The organism is Methanosarcina barkeri MS (assembly GCF_000970025.1).
Taxonomy (GTDB): Archaea; Halobacteriota; Methanosarcinia; order Methanosarcinales; family Methanosarcinaceae; genus Methanosarcina; species Methanosarcina barkeri.
Window position 1 is genome coordinate 46,281 of the sequence record NZ_CP009528.1, and the last position, 26,105, is coordinate 72,385.

Genomic DNA, 26,105 nt, shown 5'->3' on the forward strand with positions numbered 1-26,105 from the left:
CTTAATTCAGCTTTTTTTGGAACAAAAGAACCGGTTTTTCTGCTCGTTTTTTCTTTATTCGGCTTTTCAGGGCTTAAGTTTTTATTCTTTTTTGAAATCGCTGTATCTTTGGCCATAACTTGCTTTAAGGCTCCTTTTTCTCGTGCTTTTATTCGCCCATCATCATTTTTAACATTCTGTAGGAAGCCATAATCTGATTATTTCCATCTCTATCCGTAGGAGCTCCGTGTCCAGGGTACAGGTTTTTTACATCCAGTTTTGTGAGCTTTTCTATTGAGCTAGCCATCTTTTCAGGCACAGAGCCCTCAAAGTCCGTTCTTCCGGAACCCCCGCCTGGAAATACAGTGTCTCCGGAGAAAAGACTTTTTGAGACAGGCTCATAGAGGCAGATACTTCCTTTTGAGTGACCCGGCGTATGGATTACTTCCAGGTATTCTCCATTTCCGATGTCAATTTTATCTCCTTCTTCATATGTAATTGTGGGCCTGACTTCAGGAGCCCGCTCCCCAAAAATCACGGCCACGCTGAGGTAGTCATCATTTATGCCCTCCAGGTCAGCTTTATGTATTCCGACTTTTGCACCGCTTCTTTCGGCAATAACTGCGGCTGCTGCGGCATGATCATAATGGCAATGTGTCAGGACTATTAATTCAATGTCGGTTAGCTTTATATATTTCTCTAGTTGCTTGATAATCAGGTCGCTGTTCATTCCTGTGTCGATCAGCACTTTCCCATTTACCAGATAGACACTGGAATCGTAAGCTGTAGGGCAAATATACCGGACTTCCATAGTTCTTCCTCTTTCACTTCTCTTTTCCTTTTTTCCTTGCTTCCCTTTCCTGCACTTTCTGTGTTACTTCTCTTTCTTACACTTTCCTTACTGTTTACTCTTTGCTTTTAATATGTCTGAGAATTAATGTCTGGAATTAATGTCTAAGAATTAATGTCTGGAATTAATGTCTGGAAATTAATGTCTAAGAATTAATGTCTGGGAATTAATGTTTGAAAATTTAGATACTAAAAGCTCGGCGCGCATTTTCAGTAGTCGATTTTGCGATTTCTGCTGGCTCCATATCCTTAAGTTGCGCTACTACAGGAACAGAGTCTACTATGAAGGCAGGCTCATTTCTGCCTTTGCGGGGAGAAAGGAATGGACTATCGGTTTCCAGAAGCAAGTTTTCAAGCGGAACAGCTTCTGCAAGAGTCTGGTGATGTTCGGAGAAGCAGACAAGAGTTGCCAGGGAAATATAGTATCCCATATCCACAATTTCCCGCATGGTCTCAACAGGGCCGCTATAGCAGTGGTAGATTACCGTATTCACGCCTTTGACAAGTTTCAGCACTTCCGCTTCAGCCTGCCGGGCGTGCACTATAAGAGGTTTGTCCAGATCTTTTGCAAGCTCAATTACCTTTTTGAATGCAGCAGTCTGCCTCTCACGTTCCTCGTTTGTTTTGCAGTCCTGAAAATCCAGACCTGCTTCTCCGATTCCAACTGCTTTTTCTGCATTTTCTTCAATCTGGGCAAGAATAGCATTTATCTCTTTATCCTCGCCTCCTCTGCCAATATCAGGACTCAGGCCAAGCGCGACATAAATATCTTCATTCTTTTCTGCAAGTTCAAGGCTAATACGGTTGCCTTTAAGGGAAATTCCGGAGTTGACCATTCCGACAACTCCTGCCTCTCTGGCTCGTAGAATAGTCTCTTCCCTATCGCGGTTGAATTTAGGAAAATCAAGATGACAGTGGGAATCAATAATTGGATAAGGCATGGATCTGTATTCCATCTCATTTTATTTTACTTTTTATACTAACTATGGAATACAAACCCAAAAATGAGTATGTAGCTCTTATCCGGTTTTTTGTTTTTTAATTATGGCACCTGAGCCCGCCAGTTGTTTGGCCAGCCCAAGTCTTCAATTTTAGCGTTCTGTTTCTCTCTTATACAGCAGGTTCATAGCATTTACAAGGGCTTCTACAGAGGCCATAACTATGTCCGGGTTTGCAGACCTTGCAGTTACAACTCTGCCCTTTTCATTTTCGAGACCTATGTATACATCTGCAAGGGCATCTGCTCCGCCTGTAATTGCATCGATCCTGAATTCCTGGAGTCTGAAGTGGTTACTTTCTCCCAGGATATCTCTTACTGCTTTGAGGGCGGCATCTACAGGGCCAACGCCTGTCTTTGCTGCAATGGTTTCTTTACCTTGGATATCTGCTTTGACTACTGCAGTCGGTGTCAGGATATTTCCTGTCATTACAGAAACTTCTTTGAGTTTAATCAGTTCGTCTTCCGAACTTGCTTTCCCAAGCACGGCAGAGGCAACAGCATAAAGGTCCGCATCTGTAATGTGCTTTCCCTTATTTGCAATATCCTTAATTCTGGATACAATTTCATCAAGCTGCTTGTCATTGCTGATTATGCCTGCAGATTCAAGAGACTGCTTGACTGCATGTTTACCTGTATGCTTACCAAGGACAATACGTCGTTTGTGTCCTACCATTTCCGGTGTCATTATCCCGGGCTCGAAAGTATCGGATTTTTCGAGTACTCCCTGGCTGTGGATTCCGGACTCATGGGAGAAGGCATTTTGGCCTACGACAGGTGTATTTGGAGGCAGCCTGATTCCTGTGTAGTTTTCAACCATTTTCGAGGTTTCTACAAGATACTCAGTGTGAATATTTGTTTTTGCCCCGTAGATTGAGGTCAGACTCATGACTGTCTGGGAAAGATCGGCGTTTCCTGCTCTTTCACCTATTCCATTTATTGTAACCTGAACCTGGGATGCACCTGCTTCGACTGCCATAAGGCTGTTTGCTACAGCAAGCCCAAAATCGTTATGGCAATGTACATCAATAGGAATCGTTATTTCAGCCGCGATATCCTTTATCTGCCTGTACATTGCTGATGGAACCATAACGCCTACGGTGTCTGGTACGTTAATGATATCGCATCCTGCTTCCTGCACTGCTTTGAAAACCTCTATGAGATATTCAGGTTCGGTTCTCGTAGCGTCCATCGCAGAAAACATGCATCTTCTCCCATTATCTTTAATGTACTGGACAGCCTCCACAGCCATTTGAATTACTTCTTCCTGGCTTTTTCTGATGGTATATGTCCGCTGTACTTCAGAAGTAGGGACGAAAGTATGCACAAGTCCTACATCACTGTCAAAACAGGCATCAATATCTTTTTTCAATACACGGGCAAGTCCACAAACCTCAAGATCCAGTCCGGCATGAGAAATAGATTTTACGGATTCTTTATCTCCTTCTGATGAGATTGGAAACCCAGCTTCTATAATGTCTACCCCGAGTTTGTCAAGTTGACGGGCAATTTCCAGCTTCTGGGCAGAAGTTAGAGATACACCAGGGGTTTGTTCTCCGTCACGCAGTGTTGTGTCAAAAACAGTTACCTTTTTATTCCTCATAGGTTCGATGTAAAAATCGATCCCTTCTTTCAGTTCTTACATTCATAGTAATCATCTAGTTGAATGTAGATTTCTAGTATATAAATCTCACGAGAGTTCTTTTATATTTAAACTTAAGTTTTGTTTTTTTATTTTTCGACAGAAACTTATTTATACTAGATGCCCCATTCTAGGGTTGCTTCTCAAGGTGTAACACGACATCTATGAGGATGAAAAACGAAACTTGAAAAACGGGACTTGAAAAACGGAATTTAAAGGTGCCGGAAAAACGAACCTGAAATATGGAAACCAAAGGTGCCTGTAGACATTGTTTTTCTGAAACAATGGCTCATAAAAACGGATAAAGTTAAGGATTCGAAAGTACAACTCTTTTGAAACCTTTTAACTCTTCTCATTTCCCTCTTTCAAAATTGTTCAATCTCCTTTGCAGGAGAAGTTTTATATATAATCAATGTGTTGGATAACTTCCCCGTACATATCAAATGTTCTGAGGAAAACAATACAAAGCTTTATATATAAGAAATTCCTTGTATACCTCCCTCTCACAATGTGATTGTGTCGAGGTAAATAACACAAAGCTTTATATACAAGAAATACCTTGTATATGTCCCTGCGCAAACTGATTGCGTAGGTATAAAAATCACAAATCTCTTTCATCTTTTAATGGAGTCAGGAGTTTTTTCCTGTCTGACGAGGATTTTGTCGGTTCGGTTAATTCTGGGCGGTGAGAGTTTTTCATAACATATCATCGCGAAACGAAAATAACTGAATTGATAGTTGTTAGTGCAAGTTTCTGCGACCAAGACCTTTAATTTTAAAGTGTGCGATACATTAACAATTCTGGTTGATCCTGCCAGAGGTTACTGCTATCGGTGTTCGCCTAAGCCATGCGAGTCATATGTTCTTCGTGAACATGGCGTACTGCTCAGTAACACGTGGATAACCTGCCCTTGGGTCTGGCATAACCCCGGGAAACTGGGGATAATTCCGGATAACGCATATATGCTGGAATGCTTTATGCGTAAAATGGATTCGTCCGCCCAAGGATGGGTCTGCGGCCTATCAGGTAGTAGTGGGTGTAATGTACCTACTAGCCTACAACGGGTACGGGTTGTGAGAGCAAGAGCCCGGAGATGGATTCTGAGACATGAATCCAGGCCCTACGGGGCGCAGCAGGCGCGAAAACTTTACAATGCGGGAAACCGTGATAAGGGGACACCGAGTGCTAGCATCATATGCTGGCTGTCCAGGTGTGTAAACTACACCTGTTAGCAAGGGCCGGGCAAGACCGGTGCCAGCCGCCGCGGTAACACCGGCGGCCCGAGTGGTGATCGTGATTATTGGGTCTAAAGGGTCCGTAGCCGGTTTGGTCAGTCCTCCGGGAAATCTGATAGCTCAACTATTAGGCTTTCGGGGGATACTGCCAGACTTGGAACCGGGAGAGGTAAGAGGTACTACAGGGGTAGGAGTGAAATCTTGTAATCCCTGTGGGACCACCTGTGGCGAAGGCGTCTTACCAGAACGGGTTCGACGGTGAGGGACGAAAGCTGGGGGCACGAACCGGATTAGATACCCGGGTAGTCCCAGCCGTAAACGATGCTCGCTAGGTGTCAGGCATGGCGCGACCGTGTCTGGTGCCGCAGGGAAGCCGTGAAGCGAGCCACCTGGGAAGTACGGCCGCAAGGCTGAAACTTAAAGGAATTGGCGGGGGAGCACAACAACGGGTGGAGCCTGCGGTTTAATTGGACTCAACGCCGGACAACTCACCGGGGACGACAGCAATATGTAGGTCAGGCTGAAGACCTTACCTGAATCGCTGAGAGGAGGTGCATGGCCGTCGCCAGTTCGTACTGTGAAGCATCCTGTTAAGTCAGGCAACGAGCGAGACCCGTGCCCACTGTTACCAGCATATCCTCCGGGATGATGGGTACTCTGTGGGGACCGCCGGTGTTAAATCGGAGGAAGGTGCGGGCCACGGTAGGTCAGTATGCCCCGAATTTCCCGGGCTACACGCGGGCTACAATGAATGGGACAATGGGTCCCTCCCCTGAAAAGGGCTGGTAATCTCACAAACCCATCCTTAGTTCGGATCGAGGGCTGTAACTCGCCCTCGTGAAGCTGGAATCCGTAGTAATCGCGTTTCAATATAGCGCGGTGAATACGTCCCTGCTCCTTGCACACACCGCCCGTCAAACCACCCGAGTGAGGTATGGGTGAGGGCACGAACATCGTGTCGTGTTCGAACCTGTGCTTTGCAAGGGGGGTTAAGTCGTAACAAGGTAGCCGTAGGGGAATCTGCGGCTGGATCACCTCCTAAGCAAAAAAACTCACCACCCAGATGCCGATAAACCGAACAAAATCCTCACCATTAAAATCATCGATCATAATCTAATGATCAACTCAAACTCATCAAATGCACCCGGAAAGTAAATTTTCGGGGAAGGACGGATTGCCTGCGTTGACACGCAGGTACATGAAGTCATGTATAAGTGCTGTATACTGGACGCTTTCTGGACCTGGTTAGGATACACAGGAATTATGCTATCAGGTGGATGGCTCGGCTCAAGAGCTGATGAAGGACGTGCCAAGCTGCGATAAGCCCGGGGTAGGTGCAAGGAGCCTATGAACCCGGGATTTCCGAATGGGACCTCTCCATAGTGATCAGTAATGATCGGGAACGCTCCGAATTGAAACATCTCAGTAGGAGCAGGAAAAGAAATCAACCGAGATACCGTTAGTAACGGCGAGTGAAAACGGTACAGTTCAAACCGAATCCCTTCACAGGGAAATGTGGTGTTGTAGGGCTGTTCAAACGTCTGGCGGCTAAACAGAACTTGCCTGAAACGGCAGACCGTAGAGTGTGACAGTCACGTATGTGTAAACCAAAAGATCGGAACATGTCCCTGAGTACCGTGCGTTGGATATCGTGCGGGAATCTGGGGGGCACCAACCTCCAAAACTAAATACTACTTGAGACCGATAGCGAAATAGTAGGGTGACCGAACGCTGAAAAGTACCCCGAGAAGGGAGGTGCAAAGTGCCTGAAACCTGATAGTGATGGAACGATACGGCATTAAAGGAACTCTGGCATGAAGGAAACATTCGCGAGAATGTTGTACGAATGTCACTGCCAGTGTCGTATCTTACGTTTTGAAGAACGGGCCAGGGAGTTTATCTCAGTGGCAATGGCTAACCTTTATATGGGCAGCCGAAGCGAAAGCAACATGTGCGCAGCTCTCCGAGCGAGGCACGACGTATACAAGTGCGTGGAGTCACTGGGGTAAGACCCGAAGCCGGGTGATCTAGGCGTGGGCAGGTTGAAGCGTGGCGAAAGCTACGTGGAGGACCGCAAGCGGTATTGATCTGCAAATCATTCGTGTGACCTGCGTCTCGTAGTGAAATGCTAATCTAACCCGGCATCCGCTGGTTCCTTCCAAAACATGTCGCAGCATGACCTGACTGGAGATCGTCGGTGGAGTAGAGCACTGATTAGCGGTTCCGGGGGGGAAACCCCTCGCCCGCCTGTCAAACTCCAAACCCACCGTCATTGTAGAAAGTCGGAGTCCGGACTGCTGGGGTAAGCTTGTAGTCCGTAAGGGAGACAACCCAGCCCGTGGTTAAGGTCCCCAAGTGTCGACTAAGTGTTAATACTAAAGGGCGTCCCAAGCCCCAGACAGCTGGAAGGTTAGCTTAGAAGCAGCTACCCTTTAAAGAGTGCGTAACAGCTCACCAGTCGAGGTTTGGGGCCCCGAAAATTGACGGGGCTCAAGTCGACCACCGATACCACGGAGTACCGTAAGGTAATCTCGTAGGAAGGCGTTGCGTTCGGACCGAAGCAGGGCTGTAAAGTCCTGTGGACCGTTCGCAAACGAAAATCCTGGTAATAGTAGCAGCAAAGCAGGGTGAGAATCCCTGCCGCCGAAGGGGCCAGGTTTCCTCGGCAATGATCGTCAGCCGAGGGTTAGTCGGTCCTAAGACGTACCGTAACTCGAGTACGCCAAAAGGGAAACAGGTTAATATTCCTGTACCATTTAGCATTCCGTCTGACGTCTCAGGGCAGGCCGAGCGGCGTCGTCGCGCCGTCTAAGCAGCGAACCCCGTGGAGAGCCGTAATGGCGAGAATCGGGCGAATCTGTAATGGCTAAAGTCGGCTGCACCCCGGGACCCGTGAAAAGGCCGCTAAATGTCCGTACCCAGATCTGACACTGGTGCCCCTAGCTGAAAAGGCTAAGGCGTGTCGGAGTACTTCAGTTAAGGGAATTCGGCAAATTAGCTCCGTAACTTCGGGATAAGGAGTGCCTGCTGTGAAGACAGCAGGTCGCAGTGACCAGGGGGCTCTAACTGTCTAATACCAACATAGGAGATTGCAAACCCGTAAGGGCTAGTACAATCTCTGAATCCTGCTCAGTGCAGGTACCTGAAACCCCGTTTCAACGGGAAGAAGGGCCTGTAAACAGCGGGGGTAACTATGACCCTCTTAAGGTAGCGTAGTACCTTGTCGCTTAATTGGCGACTTGCATGAATGGATCAATGAGAGCCCTACTGTCCCTAACTGGAATCCGGTGAAGCTTACATTCTAGTGCACAGTCTAGAGACCTCTAGGGGGAAGTGAAGACCCCGTGGAGCTTTACTGCAGCCTGTCGCTGGGTTGTGGTTCTGGATGTACAGAGTAGGTAGGAGGCATCGAAGCGTATGCGCCAGCATACGTGGAGCCGCAATTGGGACACTACCCTTCTGGGACTACGACCCTAACTCTGAGAAGAGGACCCCGATAGGTGGGCAGTTTGCCTGGGGCGGGACGCCCTTGAAAAGATATCAAGGGCGCGCAATGGTTGACTCAAGCGGGTCGGAAACTCGCTGAAGAGTGCAAGAGCATAAGTCAGCCTGACGTTATTCAGCATAGCAGTGGATGACGAGACGAAAGTCGGTTCTAGCGAACTTTTGAGCCTCCTTGGTGGGGGCCAAAAATGACAGAAAAGTTACCCCGGGGATAATTGAGTCGTTGCCGGCAAGAGTACATATCGACCCGGCAGCTTGCTACCTCGATGTCGGTTCTTTCCATCCTGGCCGTGCAGCAGCGGCCAAGGGTGAGGTTGTTCGCCTATTAAAGGAGATCGTGAGCTGGGTTTAGACCGTCGTGAGACAGGTCGGTTACTATCTACTAGAGGTGCACGAGGTCTGCGGGTAAGCTGCTTTTAGTACGAGAGGAACCAAGCAGCGGCGCCACTGGTGTACCGGTTGTCTGACAAGGCATAGCCGGGCAGCTACGCGCCAAGGAATAAGAGCTGAATGCATCTAAGCTCGAACTCTGACCTAAAAAGAGACCTCATTAAGGATTCCGGTAGAAGACCGGTTTGATAGAAACGGGATGTAAGCACCAAGGCAACGAGGTGTTCAGTCCGCGTTTACTAACTATCCGTTCCTTTCCTAATCCGGTCCAGGCGAAATTCAGTATGCAGCACTGTACATGACTTCTTTTCACAATCCCATTTATAGGTCGAGTTTGGCGGCCATAGCGGCAGTGTAACTCCTGTACCCATCCCGAACACAGTAGATAAGCCTGCCCGCGTTCCTTACTGTACTGAAGTGTGCGAGCCTTCGGGAACTCTGGATCGCTGCCATACTCACCTTATAAAACTTTACTTTCCATAATCTATTTTGAACCACTTTTCATAATGGTTTTATCTCACTTTTCCAATCCATTTTTGAATTGTTTTTTATTAAATTCAACTTTTTATAGACCTTTTTTATGACTACAAAAACAGATATTCGCCATTTTCCATAAGAAATAAAGGTGTTTTCTGACTCTTTTAATGCTCATGTTTTTGTATTGTTATCATTTGACCGCTGGCCAATTTGGTAGGATATTTTGTATTCTTACATAATCGGTGGAATTAATGATTTAAGAAAGCAATAAAAAAGGCTAAAAATATTCACAAGTTCTATTTCCAGTTCCTCGTTTTATAATTCTCCTTAGAAAGATATTCCTGAGGCACTGGGAATTTTTTGCCCCTTAGTCAGGGTATTTTCATGAATGACCCTAGGAATATCTTGAAAGAAATCTCTTAAAAGTATAAAGACGCAGCAGGAACTTCCTTATCCATAGATCTGCTGTGCCAGATAGGGTCTGGATACCTATCTGTCCAATCTGATCTAGCGGGGTTTCTAACCAGTCGACGTGTTCTTCTTCTTCCTTCAGGATAGATTCTAGGAAAGTTTTATTGTTGTTATCTCCCAACTCCGTTGCCAGGCGAATGCCTTCATTATAACCTTTGACGGCCACTAATTCAACCCTGAGATCAATAAGTCTTATCAGATTATTTTTGATAAATTTATTTAAATAAAAATTAAATCTATATTTATTGGGGGTAACTTATGGGTTATATCGAAACCTGGGGAGAGGTAATGCAAAGCCCGTCTGACTTTTACAGAGATATGCCTAAGACCGGAGGGTATATTGATCCGCTTACTTTTGCAGCAATTAGTTTCATCATATACGCATTTTTAGCTGCACTTTTAACCGTCCTCTTTGGCCCTGGAATGTATATGGGCTGGATGTAAGGTGGAACGGGTGGGATGTACGAGGGTATGTACGGTAGTGCGAGAGGGCTTGGCTTTTTCGCGATACTTATGACTGTGATCATAACACCTATTGCAGGTATTATTTCTATCTTTATCGAAGCTGCAATACTCTATATTATTTATAAAATACTTGGAGGAACGGGAAGTTACGAAGGCACTGTAAGATTCATTTCTTATGCAACTGCTGTACTGGTACTTTCCTGGATTCCTATTGTCGGCTGGATTGCCGGAATTTACGGGATATATCTCTATATTGTGGGCGGAATGCATGTCCATGATGTAAGCATGGCAAGGTCCGTAATAGCTGTACTGCTACCAACTTTACTTATAATCTTGCTTATGGTTATATTTATGGCATGGCTATTTGCTTTTTCAGGATTATCTCTCTTCGGGTTCTTTTCTACGGGGGTTATCTTTTTATAAAAAACTCATCTTATTTTTTGATTATGTTCTATGTAAAAATTTAAAAACCGATTGCCTTGAGCTAAATGTTTATATATTAGAAATTCCTTTAATTGAAGCTACACGAGCAATACGTGATCAAGAATGCCAAGATGGCGGAGCGGCTACGCAATCGCCTGCAGAGCGATTCCATTCCGGTTCGAATCCGGATCTTGGCTTCTTCTTTAAACAATTTATTGCTCTGTAATTATTTTATATAGTACCCTACATGAATTTGCATAATGCCAAGATGGCGGAGCGGCTACGCAATCGCCTGCAGAGCGATTCCATTCCGGTTCGAATCCGGATCTTGGCTTTCCTTTAAAAACCAATCTTTTTTCCAGAACTTTTAATTTTCTGATTCTTACGACCTATTCTTAAATTTTTTTCGTTTGGTCTGCTTAAGTAAAGTGACCACGTAAATGAATTCTCATATAAGTGGACCACATAAGTAAATCGTATGCCTGCTTCTGAGATGTAATTTAGAGCTTACTTTGATTCAAGGTTCAATTCCGAACCTTAATTTTATATTAGAGAAGACTGATTTTTGAGCATGGACATTGATGAACTCATGAGGAGGCTCTTTGAACTTTATCCTGAAGCTTCTAACGATGGCTTTACAGATCCTTTTTTTGCGTTAATTTCTACTGTGATGTCCCACAGAACCCGGGATGACGTGACCTATCCAGCGGCTAGCAAGCTTTTTGAGAGATTTTCGACGCCTGAAGAAATGGCGAGAGCTGATGTTAGCGAGATTGAAACTCTTATCAAAGATGTGGGCTTTTACAGAGTTAAAGCAGGGAGAATAAAGGAAATTTCCAGACTTCTTCTAGAGAAATATGATGGCAAGGTTCCTGACGATATGGAAGCTCTTCTTGAACTGCCTGGAGTAGGCAGGAAGACCGCTAACTGCGTGCTTGCGCATGCTTTTCTCAAGGATGCCCTTGCCGTGGACACTCATGTTCACAGGATTTCTAACAGGCTAGGTCTGGTAGATACAAAAACTCCTGAAGAAACTGAAACCGAATTAAAAAAGATCTTTCCACGGAAATATTGGAGACATATAAATCTCTTGCTCGTAAAATTAGGGCAAAATACCTGCCGGCCTATTTCTCCAAGGTGCAAAACATGTACTCTTGATGATATCTGTCCTAAAATTCTCCTTTAATAGGGAGTTTTATGTGGTCCCGGAAACTTCAAAGTCAAACTCCAAAATAGAACTCCGTGACTCTATCAGGGCTGCGGAAAAAACCTGTGGGACGATACGAGATTATTTATAATATAAGGCTGGCATTTAGCAGGCAAAAGGTTATTCGTATCCTTAGTTGACAGTAAATTAATTCAAGGTATACGGCTATCCTCACCGTTATCAATATTCAGGATCATATAATAGGATCTATAATTTATCACATTTTACGAGGTCAAATATGTTTCAAATAGGAGAAGCTTTAATGGGGCAGGGTGCAGAACTTGCCCATGTTGATTTGATGATAGGAGACAAGGGAGGACCCGTAGGGCAAGCTTTTGCAAACGGCCTGACCCAGCTTTCAGTCGGTCATACCCCTCTCCTGTCCGTTATCAGACCCAATCTGCCTCCAAAACCTTCAACCCTAATTATTCCGAAGGTTACGGTAAAAAATATGGAGCAAGCAGGAAAAATTTTCGGACCTGCTCAGGCAGCCGTTGCAAAGGCAGTAGCAGACTCAGTTGAAGAAGGCGTAATCTCAAAGGATCAGGTTGAAGAAATTGTCATTGTAGCCAGTGTCTTTCTCCATCCTGATGCCCAGGATTACAACAAGATCTACAGGTATAATTACGGAGCAACAAAACTCGCAATCAAGCGTGCTCTCGAAGGTTTCCCGGACATTAACACCGTTCTTGAGGAAAGCAACAAGTCTACCCATGCTATCATGGGATTCAAGGTCACAAGGCTCTGGGACCCACCATACCTGCAGGTTGCTTTTGACAATCCTGACATCGAATTCGTGCAATCCGCCATATCTCAGATTCCTAAAAGCGATCACGTTATTATCGAAGCAGGCACACCTCTTATCAAACGCTATGGTATGGATGTCATCTCAAAGATCAGAGAGGTCAGGCCTGATGCCTTCATAGTAGCTGACTTAAAAACTCTGGATACCGGAAATCTTGAAGCAAGAATGGTTGCAGATGCTGCAGGAGATGCTATTGTTGTCTCTGCACTTGCCCCAATAAGCACTATTGACAAGCTCATTGAGGAAGCCCATAAGACAGGTATCTATGCGGTAATGGATACCCTCAACCAGCAAGATCCGATTTCTGTCTTAAAACAGCTTAAGGTCATGCCTGATGTCATTGAACTCCATCGTGGAATCGACATTGAAGCCACTGAACATGCATGGGGCAATATCGCCGAGATCAAGAAGGTTGCTCCAAAGACACTGGTTGCTGTTGCAGGCGGTGTCCGTCTTGACAAAGTGCCTGTAGCTCTCGGTCAGGGTGCTGACATTCTTGTGGTTGGACGTGCGATTACCAACTCAAAAGATGTCAGGGAAGTTGCCGAACAGTTTATCAACAGCCTTAACAAACCGGAAATTGACCAGTTCAGGGTCATGACTGACTTCTAAGCAGGTTTAAGAATTTCCCTTAAAAAAGTTGCTGAAAATCTACTGCTGAAAACCTACTGCTAAAAACTACTGCTAAAGGGAAAAACCATGCAGTGATTTCGGCAGAAACTTTTAGAGAAAGCGTCGAAATTCACGCTTTCCATTTCTTTTTACTTTTCAAGAGGGGATTTTTTTGGGTTTACCATTCATTGTATTGAACTATAAGACTTATTTACAGGGTACGGGCCAGGGAGCAGTGGAAATTGCAAAGGCCTGCAAAACCGTATCCGAAGAATCAGGTATTGAGATAGCAGTAGCCCCGCAGCTTTCGGATATTTACAGGGTAGCCTCGGAAGTTGAGCTTCCGGTTTTTTCCCAGCATCTGGATGGGATAGGAGCAGGAAGCTTCACAGGTCATGTTTTCGGAAAAGCCATAAAAGAAGCAGGCGCTGTAGGGACTCTGATCAACCACTCTGAGAGGCGTCTAACTCTTGCAGAGATCGAGGCATCTCTAAAGGCTGCAAAGGAATTCGGGCTCAGGTCAATTATCTGCACTAATAATGTCCCGACAACTGCAGCAGCAGCAGCCCTGGGGCCGGATTATGTTGCAATCGAACCCCCCGAACTTATAGGGAGTGGAATCCCTGTCTCAAAAGCTGACCCTGAAGTTGTTAGCGGTTCGGTTGAGGCGGTTGCAAAAATTGATCCCAGTGTAAAGGTACTCTGCGGAGCCGGGATTTCCAAAGGTGAAGACCTCAGGGCAGCCCTTGACCTTGGTTCTCAAGGCGTGCTTCTGGCATCTGGAATTGTAAAAGCCACAGACCCAAAAGCCGCACTGGAAGACCTTATCCGTCTGGTTTAAGTTTTGTTTTCTTGAATTTCAGGTTGAGCTCTGGTATTTGCATTCAAGTACTTGGTGAGAGGTTTTACTGCTCTTTCATCTCCAATGTCAATTAGCAGGAACACAGAGTTCTCCCTGATATTCTGGTTTTCACTATTCAGGCCTCTTATTAGAGGTTCCACTGCTTCTTCTTTTCTATCAAGAAGAATCTTTGACGCGCAGTCTCTTACTTTTTTATTATTATCTCCCAAAGCCATGACAAGAGTGTCAGTTGCTTTTTCGCCTTTTATCTCTCCTAAAGCAGTAACAGCAGAGATCCGAATTCCGGAGTTATTATCCTTAAGAGCTTTCTTAAGAGTTCCAACTGCTTTTGGGTCATTTATTTTACCCAGGGCTTCTAAAGCAGTGCTTCTGAGTGTTTCATTTCCATCTGTTGTAGCACTATTGAGCGCGCCTACAGCTGTGGCATCACCTATATTTCCAAGGGCCCATGCTGAAGCGACTCTCACAGTTTCGTCTCCATCCTGTAGTCCTACAGTTAAAGATTTCACTGCTTTTTGATCCCCTATTGCCCCCAGAGCCAGAGCTGCATTTCGCCGTACTTCGGGATTTTCATCGGATAGTATCTGGATCAGGGGTTTAACCGCTTTCGGGTTTCCAATTTTTCCCAGAGCAAGGGCTGCACAACTTTTTACGGAATCGTTTTCGTTCAAAGCCATGATAAGAGGGTCTACTGCCCTTTGATCCCCGATTTTTCCAAGGGAAATAGCACTGCACTCTTTCACATTGCCGTATTTATCCGTTTTCAGGGCAATTGATAATGGTTCCACTGCCTTTTCGTTTCCAATTTCTCCAAGAGAAAAGGCTGCACAGGCTTTTGTCTCATTGCAGTCTTTGACCAAGATTTCAATAAGAGGTTCGATAGAGCTTTCTTCTCTCATTCCTCCCAGTGCAAGTATAGAGCTGACTCTCACATAACTCTCTTCACGTTTTAATGCATCTAGGAGTTTTTCTGGCGCTTTTTTATCTTTAGGATTAACTCCGGAAGCCTCTTCGTATTTTTTTATGTTTTGAGGGTCTGCTTTTAGTGCATTGATGAGGGGTTCTGTTTCTGAGTTCCCAATATCTTCAAAGGCTTTTGCTACTTCCTTCCGGAAGGTCATGTCTTTTTCTTCTACAGCTTTCTGGAGAGTCTGGTCTACTTTTTCGTCACCTTTTTTTTCAGTGAGTTCAGTAGAAGTTTCTGTTTTTTCCTTGAAAAGTTCCTTAAGTTCTGGAACAGCTCTCTTGTCTCCCATTTCAATGAGTGAAAAAACAATATATTTTCTAACAGTCTTATTCTGGTTCTCAAGAGATTTTATCATATCAGGAACTGCCGGTTCTCCTATTTCTACAAGAGCTCTGGCACAGCTCAATTTTGTTTCTTCATTTTCAGCCGAGAGATTTTGAATGAGAGGTTTTATTGCCCTTTTATCTCCTATATTTCCAAGAGCCCAGGCGGCTGTACTGCTTGTATATGCATCATCATCTGAAAGGGCTTCTATAAGGGGCTCAACTGCTGGTTTTCCGATTCCAACAAGAATCTCCCCAGCATACTGCTTGACATTATTATTTTTATCCTTTAATGCCTGAACAATCGGTTTAGTATTTCTGTCTCCAGTTTCTTCAAGTGTTTTTTCAGTTATATTTCTGACTTTTTGGTCAGGGTCTTTTAACTGCTGGACGAGAGCTCCTGTTGCTTCTTCTTCTCCTATTTTTCCAAGAGATTCCACAACAAGGCTCCGTACTTCAGGATCTTTATCTGAAAGAGCACTTATCAGGGCTTTCTCGGCTCTTTGATCCCCAATTTCTCCCAATTCGACAGCTGCAGTACAGCGGACGTCCTTGTCTTCATCCGAAAGTACCTTAATCAGGGCTTCTGTTGCTTTCTCTTCTCGGAGTTCTCCGAGAGCTACAATGGCTTTCTTTCTTGTCTCTCTGTCTTCGTCATTCAGTGCTTTTATCAGGGGTTCAGTGGCTTTTTTATCCCCTATCTTTCCAAGGGCTTCCACGGCGTTCCTTCGAACTTTTCTGTCCTCGTCTGAAAGTGCCTTAATCAGAGACTCTTCGGCTTTTTCTCCTCCAAGTTTTCCTAGAGCTTCTGCTGCACTGGACCTTACCTCACTGTTATTATCTTCGAGACTTAGGTTGAGGGCCTCAACAATTTTCTCATTTTCTACCTTTCCTGAGAATAAGGTCTCCCCCCAGCCATCTTCCTCTGAAGAAGAACCTGCCTTTTCAATTTCTCCAAGAGCCCAGGCTGAATTGGAGCGCACTCTTTCATCTTCGTCTGAAAGTGCTTGAATTAGTTGTTTTTCTGCTCTCTGGCTTCTTGCATTACCAAGAGCTAGAGCTGCACCGCTTCTAACCTCTGGGTCTTCGTCCTTCAAAAGCTGTATTATGGCTTTTTCTGCTTTTTGCCCACCAATATTTCCAAGAGCCAGAGCTGCTTCACATCTTATTTCCGGGTTTTCAGAGTCAATAACTTCTATAAGAGGATCTACAGCGTCTTCTTCCATTTCTTCCAGAGCGAATCTGGCTTCCTTTCTGGAGTTTATATCGTCATTTCCTAATGCCTTTATCAGAGGCTCTATAGCCTGTTGAGTTTCTGACTCATTCGTATCTAGAATGGTTGTCGCATTGGGGTTTTCATTGTTACCTTCATTGATTCCGGCAGCAACTCCAACCATTGTCAGTGTGGGAGGTTCTACAGCCTGTTGAGTTTCTGACTCATTCATATCTAACATGGTCGTTTCATTGGGGTTTTCTTTGTTGCTTTCGCTGATTCCGGCAGCAACTCCAACCATTGTCAGTGTGAGTAGTAACAGTATGATTTTAGGCACTGAATGATTCATATTTTATACCGTTTCCGTAAATTCGATGTCAGTTTGATTTTGAAGTTTAGAGTTTTAAATTTGCGTAGAAATCCTCTTTAACAAGGAATCTTACTTAACGTTAAATGAATAGTCTGATACATTTTTAGTGTATATTCAGGTCTGATACATTTTTAGTATATATTTAGTTTTTTGCAATTGACTTGTATGAATTTTTCGAAATAATTTTTCAGGAATTTGCATTCTTGCCAGGAACTGTACCTGATAAAAGATATAATTGGGTGACAATAAGTGATGCATCGAAGGAATTATAGATAAATTTTAAGAACCTCCATAGTGGTATTCATTTATCTAATTATTACTTTACTATTTATGATTGAAAAAACATTGATTATTACAGTATATTATGAAAAAATGATTTTTAAAAATCCACGCTAGGAAATCTATCCTCAAACATTCGATAGCAATACGCTGTTGGCAATTAGTTTCAGCTTCCAGAAAGCGCTTTTGAGAGCCTCTCAATTCCATGACTGCTATAAATATCTTTTAAGTATTTTCCAGATTTTTACCTTTTTCAAAGATTGAAAAATGTCAGGCAATTAACGGCTAGCATGAGACTCCATCAGGAAAGCATTGTTGTTTTAAACTAATAGTTCTGTTGCTTATTATACTGAAAAATCAATTTTCAATATATTTAGAATTGTTAAGGATGCTTCTTCCGACTAGCTAATGATAAAGTAGTTAAAATATTCTGGTATTTGGGTAATAACCGTTACATTTTCGGCTCAAAGTTCCCTCCCGCAAATGAAAAATTAAAAATGCTTTTCAATCTAATCTTTATAAATGCGTCTTCGGTTAAGTAAGAAATCGTGACAATTGTGTCAATTTCCTCAACAGTTACTAAATATTTTAATAAATTATGAGCTGGAATAGGGTATCGATTTCATGTAAATGGGCCAAAATTTAAGGCCGGCTTCTAATGCAAAATCAATAGTTTTCAGGCAAGAAAACTCCTTAACCGATGACCAATGAATCTTTATATACTAATTCTAAAAAATCGACACTATGAAGGCTTCTCAAAGTTCAAATTTCAGGGATCAGTTGAAGGGCATGGTTTGGCTCGTGGAGAATTCATCAGCTTGTTATGTTTCTAACCTGCTACGATCTGAACAAGAATACCTTCAATTTTCACAACTTGTTTAGTAAAAAAGTCATTTTATATAAACAGCTGAAAAATAAATGCTCCTTATATTAAAGAAATATTTTGATTTTAATAAATATATACCAAGTCCAAGTTTCTAAATAGCTATAAATAGAAAAGAATGAGGTTTTTGAGCCATTTTTTTTTCTTTATAATTTCTTTAAAATCACTTATAAGCTTCAATGAGAGGTTTAACTGCCCTCTGATCCCCAATTTCAATAAGAATTAAGGCTGTTTCAGCTCTTGTTTTCTTGTCTTCCGTTTTCAAATTTTCTATAAGGGGACCAACAGCCATTTCCCCCATATCTATGAGAGCTTTTCTGGCAATAGCCCCAATCTCTTGATCTCCCATTTTTCCTACAAGCATTCCTGCAGTTTCCCGGTCTCTTGTTTTACTGAGCGCGAGAAAAGCTGCATTTCTAATATTTGCATCCGTAGTTTTGTCAGCAAAAGTCTGTTTGAGCGTTTCTACAGCTTTTGGATCTTTTATATTTCCCAGGGCTGAAGCTGCTGCTGTCCTGACTTCAAGCTCCTCTTCTTTATCGGTCAGTATGCCGATTAAAATCTCAGTAGAGTTGGTGCTCCCTATTTCTCCAAGGGCAAGGATAGCGCTTTTTCGGACATCAGTGTTTGCATTCAAGGAATTACTTTTTTGCCCTTCTGCACTCTTTCCGGTTTTCAGGATTTCTATTAGGGGTTCTACCGCGGTCTCGTTTCCGATTTCTCCAAGCGCAAGAGCTGCACTACTTCTTACTTTGATTCTCTGATCTCTCAATCTATCTATAATATAGGGTACTGAATTTTCGTCTCCTATTCTCGCAAGTGCAATTGCAGAACCGCCTTTAACATATTCGTTATCGCCATCTTTCATTTCTTTTCTTAGAGCTTCTACTGCTCTTTTGTCCCCAATCTTTCCAAGTGCAATTGCTGCGCTGGCTTGTGCCGGCAGATAATCTCTTGTCAAAATTTCAAGTATGGGATCTACTGCAGCTTTTTCTCTCATTTCTCCAAGAGCCATCATAGCTGCAATTCTTGTGCTTCCTTTATTGCTTTTAAGAGCTTTAAGAAGTTTTTCGGTTTCGTTTCCTGATTCTTCAGGGCCAAAGTCTGAAAGCGCAAAAGGAACATAGATACTTGAATTCTGTATTTCTGATTTAAGAGCTCTCTCAAAAGCGTTTGTTTCTCCCCTATTTCTCGACCTGGCGGAGTCCATAGCAATGGAATCTGCAATGTACTTTCTTGTGACTGTATCTTTTTCTTCGATGGCCTGCAGGATATCCTCTGAGAGCTCTTGTTTCCATTCTTCAGCTTCGCTCTCTTTTGCAGTCTTATCCGAAGCCTCAATTTTCTCAAAGTTTTCGGAAAGGATATTTTCTGTTCTGTCATCCCCGGTTTCAAGAAGGGCGAGGAGCATGTAACTGTTTATTTCTTCCGAACTCGAATTATTTGACTCAATTTTGTCAACAAGATTATTTGCCGCAGGCCTACCGAGCTTCCCAAGTTCAGCTGCAGCGTTCAATCTCGCTTCATGATTACCGGCTTCCAGCCTGTTTGTGAGATTTACGATTGAATTGCTTAAACTCCCAGTTCCGGTCTGTGTATATGTTCCATTTCCCCTGACTTCCATAAACCTATCACTATTTGCAAGAAGTGATAAAAATATAGAAAGAGTGATAAGCGCAAATAAAAGAGAGACTCTCCATCGAACTCCGGACATTACATTATCTTTTTTTTTATTGTTTATATTACTTTCTCTCTTTATTATTACAGATAACACGGACTTTTAAGGAGAAAGTTGTTTTCATCTTTTCTGCTTCAGATTTTTCTTTCTGCTTCAGATTTTTCTTTCTGCTTCAGATTTTTCTTTCTGATTCTGCACCCAAGACCGCAAAGGAGTGCTGTGACATCAGCTTCGACAGAATTAGCATCACAATCCCCAAAAACTGTTATCCTGTAAGTAACTCCGAGACTTTTTGCTTTTTCTCTTTCTTTTTCAGTTTCTATCCGGTTAAATTCTTTATAATCTTCCCCTTTATAGTCTCCCAGATTAATCCTTTTGTGATCTTCCTGATCAATCCCTTTATAGATATCACTTATTTCGCAGGCTGCAAGCTGTTTGTTAGTATTTATAGCGTTAAGGATAACTGCAGGGTCAGCTCCTTCAGGGATAAGGACTGAAATATCCCTGGTAGAATGTTCAAGGTTTTCTTTTCTCCATTCCCACAATTCGGATTCCGAAAGTATGCGAAGATTTTCAAGCTTAAGTTTTACAAATTTGTTTTTTATATGGGGGGAAGTGCCTTTTGATACCAGTTTTGTAAGAACGATCTCATCCGGGCCTGCTTTTTCCAGGGTACCTACATGGATTTTTCCGGAATAAAAATGAGAAAAGCCACAGACCTTTCCAACAGAATTCAGGATGGTCTCGTATTCAGTTATTCTGGAATTAATCAGTTTGTCCGATTTACGCAGGGCATGAGCCGTATCGCCGTACTTACGAGCAGCAGATTTCATTTTTTTCACAAAACTTTCTTCGTCATGGGCTCGCACCAGCCTTGAGAGCTCTTCACATTCCTTGATAAATGCGTCATGAACTTCCAGAACTCCGGGATTTTCCATCTGGATAAGGGCATACAGATAGGGGTTCTGGCCAAGAATCCTGCCTACAAAGTCCAGCATTATGGCGTAGACCGGGCTTACGAATTTTCTAGATTTTTTTATATCAAAATCTAACCTGTCAATGGTCGTTCCTATGGTAATATAGGCAAAATGAGTAAGTCCCTGTACAACCGAAACAAGCCTGTCGTGTTCGGCTGCCGTAGTAATTTCAACATGCGCCCCCCCTTCCTCAAAAAGCTCTCTCATTACTGGGAACCACTTCTCCGAACGCCCCTTTACAGGGACGAGAATGACAGTTTGCCCTCTGATAGTGGGAATTGTCGGGCCGAACATAGGATGTGTGCCGAGAATTTCCACATCTGAAGGGGCAAACTTTTTCATAGCTTCCACAGGCTTTACTTTAATGGAAGTAAAGTCCATAAGAAGACTTCCAGCCTTCATTTTTGGAGCAAACTCCGCAATAGTCTCTTCAGTTACATTGATGGGCACCGAGACTATTACTATGTCACTTTCCGGAACAGCTTTTTCGAGATCCAAGGCAAAAGGAACTCCTAATTTCTTTGCAATCTCTGTTTTCCCGCCTTTTCCCCAGACTGTAACTTCGTAGCCTTTTTGTTTGAAAAAACGGGTAAACCACTGTCCCATTTCACCGGTTCCACCAAGGATCAAAACCTTCGTTTTTTCAGGATTTTGATCTGTATTCACCTGATTTCCTGGTTTCAGATTAACACTCAAGCCTGCAAAGCCTCCAAAACCGTTTTTTTCATAAGTTCGACTGGAGGTTCGATTCCTGTCCAGAGCCTGAAAGCCTCAGCTCCCTGATAGACAAGCATTAAGACTCCACTCACAGTCTTTGCGCCTGAGGTTTTTGCTTCTCTTAATAGCCTGGTTTCCAGGGGATTATAGACAATATCAAAAACAGTAAGGTCAGGGTGAAGATCTTCTGCTGTGGCAATCGCGGTGTCTACATTCGGGTGCATTCCAAGAGTCGTGGTGTTGATCAGGATATTGGCATCCTGCAACAGGTCTTTTAATCCAGAGAACCCTCTCCCAGTTACGCTTCCAGAAAGGGCTGCAGCTGAGATATCTTTTGCAAGCTCGATTGCCCTTCCTTCGGTACGGTTTACTATTGTGATTTCAGCTCCATCGGCTGCAAGCTGAAAAGCAATGGATCTTGCTGCTCCACCTGCTCCTGCAACTACGATTTTAGACCCCTTAATTTCCACTGCAGAATTCTGAAGTGCCTGCTTTGCTCCTAGTCCGTCCGTGTTGTACCCTTTTATTTCTCCGGTTTCCCCGAAAACGACAGTGTTTACAGCTCCTATCTTTTCAGCAAGTGAATCAGGTTTTATGCAGTCAAGTTTCAAGGCTACCTCTTTTAAGGGTACTGTCAAATTGAGCCCTCCGAACCCCATAGCTTCAGCCCCAAGAATTGCTTTTTCCAGTTTTTCAGGTTTCACCCTGAAAGCGTGATAGATACATTCCATTCCAAGGGCTGAAAAAGCTGCGTTATGCATTGCAGGAGAAAGGGAATGGGCTATAGGGTCTCCAAATACGCCAAAAACTCGCTTCATTCGAGCAGCTCCAATATCTTCTTTATTTCATCTACCTGAAATTGCCCGGGAGCGGCAGAAACTTCACTATCAACAGCCGCATATGTCAGGACCGAACCGTAGAAAGGAGCAACTACCCTTGTATGTTTTCCAAGCTTGCCCATAGCGATCGTGCATACAGCGTTTTCTGCCTCTCTTGTTTCCAGTGCAACTCTTAACAGGTCAAGTACATCTCTTCTTGATTTTGGCATAACAGCAAGTTTCGCAATATCTGCCCCTGCCAGAAATGCCTCTTCCAGAATAGTTTTCATTTCCTGAAAAGCCGGAGTCTTTGAAAAGTCATGGGAAGAAACGATTACGGTTTTTCCGCAGGCTTTTGCCGCTTTTATTACCTGGTCTCTTGCTTCTCTCCCAGCAGAGAGCTCGATGTCTACTGCATCTGGCTTGTCTTTCAGGGAAATGAGATTTTTAGAAAAGAAATTTGTAAGAAGTTCGATTCTATCGTCCTCTTTTCCTTCCCATTTCCCTCCTTCCGTAATTGAACGATTTGTGAGGATTACCGGAAGTCCGGTTTCGGATTTTACTTCTCGGATTGTTTCTGCAGCTGTTTCCAGGTCCCTGATCCCAAGCAAATCCAGCCGGATTTCAAGAAGGTCGGCCCCCATTTTGGCGGCCTTTCTTGAAGTTTCAAGGGGTTTTTCAAGGATTACTGCGACAATGGCAGCTTTTTTCTCAAGGTCAAGCTGGCCAATATGAATCATTGTTTGCTCCGGTTTTTGTTTTCTGATGATGACCATTTCTTTTTCCGTTTTTGTCTTTCAGCTGATGACCGTTTCTTCTTCCGTTTTTCCGCTGATGATCGTTTCTTTTCAGGAGTTTTTTATTTAGGAGGTTATTTCTCTATTATCGTTTCTTCGATTTTTTTACCGAAATGCCTGGCTCCCTCTTCTAGGCGAACCAGAACCTCATCGCCTTTCTTGAGTTTGGCAACTGAAATCGGATTTCCGTCTTTTCCAACCAGCTTGATAGTTTCGGCATTTTGCAGGATTGCGCTCAGAGTACGATTGCCTGCTTTTGCTTCAATGAGCATAAGAGGACGGCTTTCAATCTTGACCCTCCCCACAAAACCTTCTCTCTGTCTTCCTTTTGAATCGATTATGGTTACCGCATCTCCGGTTCGAAGTTCCGAGAGGTAACGGGTTTTATCTCCAATTTTTATATAAGAGTGAACCGCACCTGCATTTACTCTGAATGGGCGGGCTGCAACATATGGGCTGTCATCAGATTCGGAATTTACAAGGAACATCCCGCTTGCCTGAGAACCTATGAGCATGCCTTCTCCTTTTTGCATGAGATTGCATGTGTCCACACAGACTCGATCTCCCATTCCAAGAGGTTCTACCCGGGTTATAACCGCAGACTCAAGTTTAGTGCTTTCGTTTTCCAGCTCCCTTGCAGCCTGGATGGTATCTTTAATTTCTTGGATGTTTCCACTGTCAAGAAGGACGCCATCTGCTCCGGTTTCAAGGGTCTTGAAAGCCAGCCTTGCTTCTTCAGTGCTTTTTACCCCGAAAATTATTTTTACGTCATAACGCTGAAGCTCAGCTATCAGGTTTTCCAGAGGAATAACCTTCCAGTCCGTGCCCGTTACAATCAGGAAGTCGCAGACCTTTCCCATCTCGGCTGCGAATTGCTCGTAGCGTTTGTCCCTGATTATAACATATCCGCCAACAGCAACTCCTTTATCCCTGAGAAGGGTTGCTGCGTTTATGTCAAGAGAACCCTGAGTCTCAAGGGGTAAAGGTTTCGTTCCATCGCCTTCTCCTCTCTTCCCAACGACAATAATCTCAGCTCCGGATTTATTGTCACGGCCAAAGGTTGCTACCGGAATACTTCCCAGTTCCCTGACTTTTCCGACATCCCCTGGGTTTACAAGTACGCAGTCGGCTCCTGATTCAAGGCCTGTCGTAATTCTTTCTTTCTGTTGTTCCCATCCGCCTTCATCGGCTTTTATCCACACGCTTTTCTTCTTCAAAGGCTTCAACTCCGGTATATTTTTTATTTTTACTCAGGCCTTTTCCCTTTTTTAACTTCTGTTTCGGGTTCTGGTATTGCTTTTCAATATCTAGCTCTCACTTTAGCTGTTCGAGGGCTTCTTCTACAGGCCTTCTATGATGTACGATTTCGCAAATGGCCCGGGTGAGTCTAACAGGATCCTTGTGCTGGAAAACATTTCTTCCAATCGCAGCACCTCTGGCTCCGGCTTCCATCGCTCCGTCAATCATCTCCAGGAGTTCTTGATCCGTTGAGGTTTTAGGTCCTCCTGCAATAACTACAGGTACAGGACAGCCTCTGACAACGTCTCTAAAGCTATCAGGATCTCCAGTGTATACTGTTTTTACAACATCAGCGCCGAGCTCGGCCCCGATCCTTGCAGCATGTGCTACATTTACAGGGTCGTGCGGATTTGTGATCTTTTTACCTCTTGGGTACATCATAGTAAGAAGAGGCATACCCCATTCCGTACAGTCTTTGGAAATTTTCCCGAGCTGTTCAAGCTGGTCAGCTTCGGTTTCAGAGCCTATATTTATATGCATGGAAACGGCATCAGCTCCCATCTTAATTACTTCCTCTACTGTACAGACCTGCACTTTGGCATTGGGGTCCGGGCTAAGGGAAGAAGAACCACTTATATGCACGATAAGACCTATGTCGTGGCCGTATCCCCTGTGTCCGTATTTTACCATTCCTTTCTGCATAAGGACGGCGTTTGCTCCTCCTTCGGCAACTTTATTCACCGTATCAGTGATATTGATAAGCCCGTCAATAGGCCCGTCTGAGATCCCATGGTCCATGGGAATAATGACCATGTTTCTGCTTTCCCGGTTCATCAGCCTTTCTATCCGTATCTTTTTACCGATATCTGACATTATAATCTCCTTCGAGTACAAAATGCTTTCAAATTGTTGTTATACCTACTCGGAACCCCGTGCTAGTATGTGACACGTTAGCACATTAAACCTATTTAAAGCTATTCCAACTAGCTACGAGATAAGTTATGCACTTTAATAGTAACGGATATTCTTGAACTTTTCTGTATAATAATGTACTATAATGATCAAATCTGAAAGTCAACTATTTGAAGTCAACTATTTGTTATGAATAAAAGGCATCATTAAAAATACATTCCAGGTCAGAGGAAACATAGAGCAAGTAAATGTACCTAACTCGAAGCCTCCTGCCCACGAAAATAATTATCAATTCTAAACTTTGGAAACATACAAGAATTAAAATAGGATAAGACCGGCTAATAGAGTAAACTCAGAGCGTTAGAAAATACAATCATACCAAAACAGGAACTGAAGGAATCATGAAAGAGCTGAAAATTCTTGTTGTAAATAACTACGGACAATTTTGCCATCTCATTCACCGGGCTGTTCGAGATCTTGATATGGATACGAAAATAATTCCTAATACAACGCCAATTGAGGATATCCTGGCAGAGGAGCCGGACGGACTGATTCTGAGTGGTGGGCCGGAAATGGATAGGGCAGGTTTATGTTTCGATTACGTCCGGAAAATTGATCTTCCTATTCTTGGAATCTGTCTCGGGCATCAGGCAATTGCCCTAGCATATGGAGGACATGTTCATGCAGGGAAAAAAGGCGGGTATGCAGAGGTTGAGATAGAAGTGCTCGAAGAAGACGATATTCTGCGTGGACTCGGACCCAAGGCTACAGTGTGGGCTTCCCATGCAGATGAGGTTGCCGTTCTGCCTGAAGGCTTTATCCATCTTGCTCGGTCTGATATTTGTGAAGTTGAAGCTATGCGCCACCCAACAAAACCAATTTACGGTGTACAATGGCATCCTGAGGTTTCCCATACAGAGAAGGGAGAAGAACTGCTTACCAACTTCCTTGAAATTTGTGAAAAATATTAAGATCGATGTTAATTATTGACATTAACAATCGGGCTTTGTAGA

17 protein-coding genes, 2 tRNA genes and 3 rRNA genes are annotated in these 26,105 nt (G+C 43.7%); 11 read left to right on the forward strand and 11 right to left on the reverse strand.

Going from position 1 to position 26,105, the window contains the following annotated elements; all coding sequences use genetic code 11:
• Positions 1 to 148 precede the first annotated feature (148 nt).
• From MSBRM_RS00300 to MSBRM_RS00310, 3 genes are all read right to left on the reverse strand, one after another.
• Entirely contained in the window at positions 149 to 790 is a 642-nt protein-coding gene (locus MSBRM_RS00300) for an MBL fold metallo-hydrolase (RefSeq protein ID WP_048116343.1), read from the reverse strand.
• Between the two features lie 220 nt (positions 791 to 1,010).
• On the reverse strand, positions 1,011 to 1,769 hold the full coding sequence (locus MSBRM_RS00305; RefSeq protein WP_243684313.1) for a TatD family hydrolase: 759 nt from the start codon (positions 1,767 to 1,769) through the stop codon (positions 1,011 to 1,013).
• 150 nt (positions 1,770 to 1,919) lie between these two features.
• Positions 1,920 to 3,428 (reverse strand): 2-isopropylmalate synthase, encoded by a 1,509-nt coding sequence (locus MSBRM_RS00310; RefSeq protein ID WP_048116347.1) that lies wholly within the window; start codon positions 3,426 to 3,428, stop codon positions 1,920 to 1,922.
• A gap of 837 nt (positions 3,429 to 4,265) precedes the next feature.
• Here MSBRM_RS00310 and MSBRM_RS00315 point away from each other — a divergent pair.
• The 3 genes from MSBRM_RS00315 to rrf all read left to right on the forward strand — a co-directional run bounded on the left by MSBRM_RS00315 (position 4,266) and on the right by rrf (position 9,052).
• A 16S ribosomal RNA gene (locus MSBRM_RS00315) occupies positions 4,266 to 5,743 on the forward strand.
• Positions 5,744 to 5,952: 209 nt separating this feature from the next.
• Positions 5,953 to 8,859, forward strand: a 23S ribosomal RNA gene (locus MSBRM_RS00320).
• Between the two features lie 71 nt (positions 8,860 to 8,930).
• Positions 8,931 to 9,052, forward strand: a 5S ribosomal RNA gene (rrf, locus tag MSBRM_RS00325).
• Together the 16S, 23S and 5S rRNA genes form the textbook arrangement of a ribosomal RNA operon.
• Before the next feature lie 416 nt (positions 9,053 to 9,468).
• On the opposite strand, the gene MSBRM_RS00330 is transcribed toward rrf, so the two are convergent.
• On the reverse strand, positions 9,469 to 9,711 hold the full coding sequence (locus tag MSBRM_RS00330) for a ferritin-like domain-containing protein (RefSeq protein ID WP_052712634.1): 243 nt from the start codon (positions 9,709 to 9,711) through the stop codon (positions 9,469 to 9,471).
• A gap of 92 nt (positions 9,712 to 9,803) precedes the next feature.
• On the opposite strand from MSBRM_RS00330, the gene MSBRM_RS20945 reads away from it, so the two are divergent.
• The 7 genes from MSBRM_RS20945 to tpiA all read left to right on the forward strand — a co-directional run bounded on the left by MSBRM_RS20945 (position 9,804) and on the right by tpiA (position 13,898).
• Positions 9,804 to 9,989, forward strand: coding sequence for a hypothetical protein (locus tag MSBRM_RS20945; RefSeq protein WP_230628855.1), 186 nt, complete (start codon positions 9,804 to 9,806; stop codon positions 9,987 to 9,989).
• A 15-nt stretch (positions 9,990 to 10,004) separates the two neighbouring features.
• Positions 10,005 to 10,433, forward strand: a complete 429-nt coding sequence (locus tag MSBRM_RS00335) for a YIP1 family protein (protein ID WP_230628853.1) — start codon at positions 10,005 to 10,007, stop codon at positions 10,431 to 10,433.
• A 125-nt stretch (positions 10,434 to 10,558) separates the two neighbouring features.
• Positions 10,559 to 10,630 (forward strand) — tRNA-Cys (locus tag MSBRM_RS00340).
• Between the two features lie 65 nt (positions 10,631 to 10,695).
• Positions 10,696 to 10,767 (forward strand) — tRNA-Cys (locus MSBRM_RS00345).
• A gap of 237 nt (positions 10,768 to 11,004) precedes the next feature.
• The gene (locus MSBRM_RS00350) at positions 11,005 to 11,619 is read left to right on the forward strand and encodes an endonuclease III domain-containing protein (protein ID WP_048154027.1); all 615 of its coding nucleotides are present in this window, start codon (positions 11,005 to 11,007) and stop codon (positions 11,617 to 11,619) included.
• Between the two features lie 259 nt (positions 11,620 to 11,878).
• Positions 11,879 to 13,057, forward strand: a complete 1,179-nt coding sequence (locus tag MSBRM_RS00355) for a bifunctional 5,6,7,8-tetrahydromethanopterin hydro-lyase/3-hexulose-6-phosphate synthase (RefSeq protein ID WP_048120777.1) — start codon at positions 11,879 to 11,881, stop codon at positions 13,055 to 13,057.
• Positions 13,058 to 13,229: 172 nt separating this feature from the next.
• Positions 13,230 to 13,898: a triose-phosphate isomerase gene (gene tpiA, locus MSBRM_RS00360; RefSeq protein ID WP_048120776.1), complete on the forward strand. Its 669-nt coding sequence runs from the start codon at positions 13,230 to 13,232 to the stop codon at positions 13,896 to 13,898.
• On the opposite strand, the gene MSBRM_RS00365 is transcribed toward tpiA, so the two are convergent.
• From MSBRM_RS00365 to MSBRM_RS00395, 7 genes are all read right to left on the reverse strand, one after another.
• Positions 13,895 to 16,771 carry a HEAT repeat domain-containing protein gene (locus tag MSBRM_RS00365; protein ID WP_048120775.1) on the reverse strand — a complete coding sequence of 959 codons (2,877 nt, stop codon included), beginning with the start codon at positions 16,769 to 16,771 and terminating at the stop codon, positions 13,895 to 13,897. The two genes, tpiA and MSBRM_RS00365, sit on opposite strands and share 4 nt — an antisense overlap.
• 1,346 nt (positions 16,772 to 18,117) lie before the next feature.
• Positions 18,118 to 19,668, reverse strand: coding sequence for a HEAT repeat domain-containing protein (locus MSBRM_RS00370; RefSeq protein ID WP_048123365.1), 1,551 nt, complete (start codon positions 19,666 to 19,668; stop codon positions 18,118 to 18,120).
• Positions 19,669 to 19,766: 98 nt separating this feature from the next.
• A complete protein-coding gene (locus MSBRM_RS00375; RefSeq protein WP_230629345.1) occupies positions 19,767 to 21,215 on the reverse strand; it encodes a prephenate dehydrogenase in 1,449 nt (482 codons plus the stop codon).
• 86 nt (positions 21,216 to 21,301) lie between these two features.
• Positions 21,302 to 22,144, reverse strand: a complete 843-nt coding sequence (locus tag MSBRM_RS00380) for a shikimate dehydrogenase (RefSeq protein ID WP_048120773.1) — start codon at positions 22,142 to 22,144, stop codon at positions 21,302 to 21,304.
• On the reverse strand, positions 22,141 to 22,884 hold the full coding sequence (gene aroD, locus MSBRM_RS00385; RefSeq protein ID WP_048120771.1) for a type I 3-dehydroquinate dehydratase: 744 nt from the start codon (positions 22,882 to 22,884) through the stop codon (positions 22,141 to 22,143). Before aroD ends, MSBRM_RS00380 begins: the two co-directional genes overlap by 4 nt.
• A gap of 131 nt (positions 22,885 to 23,015) precedes the next feature.
• Positions 23,016 to 24,158, reverse strand: coding sequence for a 3-dehydroquinate synthase II (locus MSBRM_RS00390; RefSeq protein ID WP_048120769.1), 1,143 nt, complete (start codon positions 24,156 to 24,158; stop codon positions 23,016 to 23,018).
• A 97-nt stretch (positions 24,159 to 24,255) separates the two neighbouring features.
• Entirely contained in the window at positions 24,256 to 25,053 is a 798-nt protein-coding gene (locus tag MSBRM_RS00395) for a 2-amino-3,7-dideoxy-D-threo-hept-6-ulosonate synthase (RefSeq protein ID WP_048120767.1), read from the reverse strand.
• A gap of 440 nt (positions 25,054 to 25,493) precedes the next feature.
• Here MSBRM_RS00395 and MSBRM_RS00400 point away from each other — a divergent pair, with 440 nt between their 5' ends.
• On the forward strand, positions 25,494 to 26,063 hold the full coding sequence (locus MSBRM_RS00400; protein ID WP_048120765.1) for a GMP synthase subunit A: 570 nt from the start codon (positions 25,494 to 25,496) through the stop codon (positions 26,061 to 26,063).
• The last annotated feature ends 42 nt before the right edge of the window (positions 26,064 to 26,105 follow it).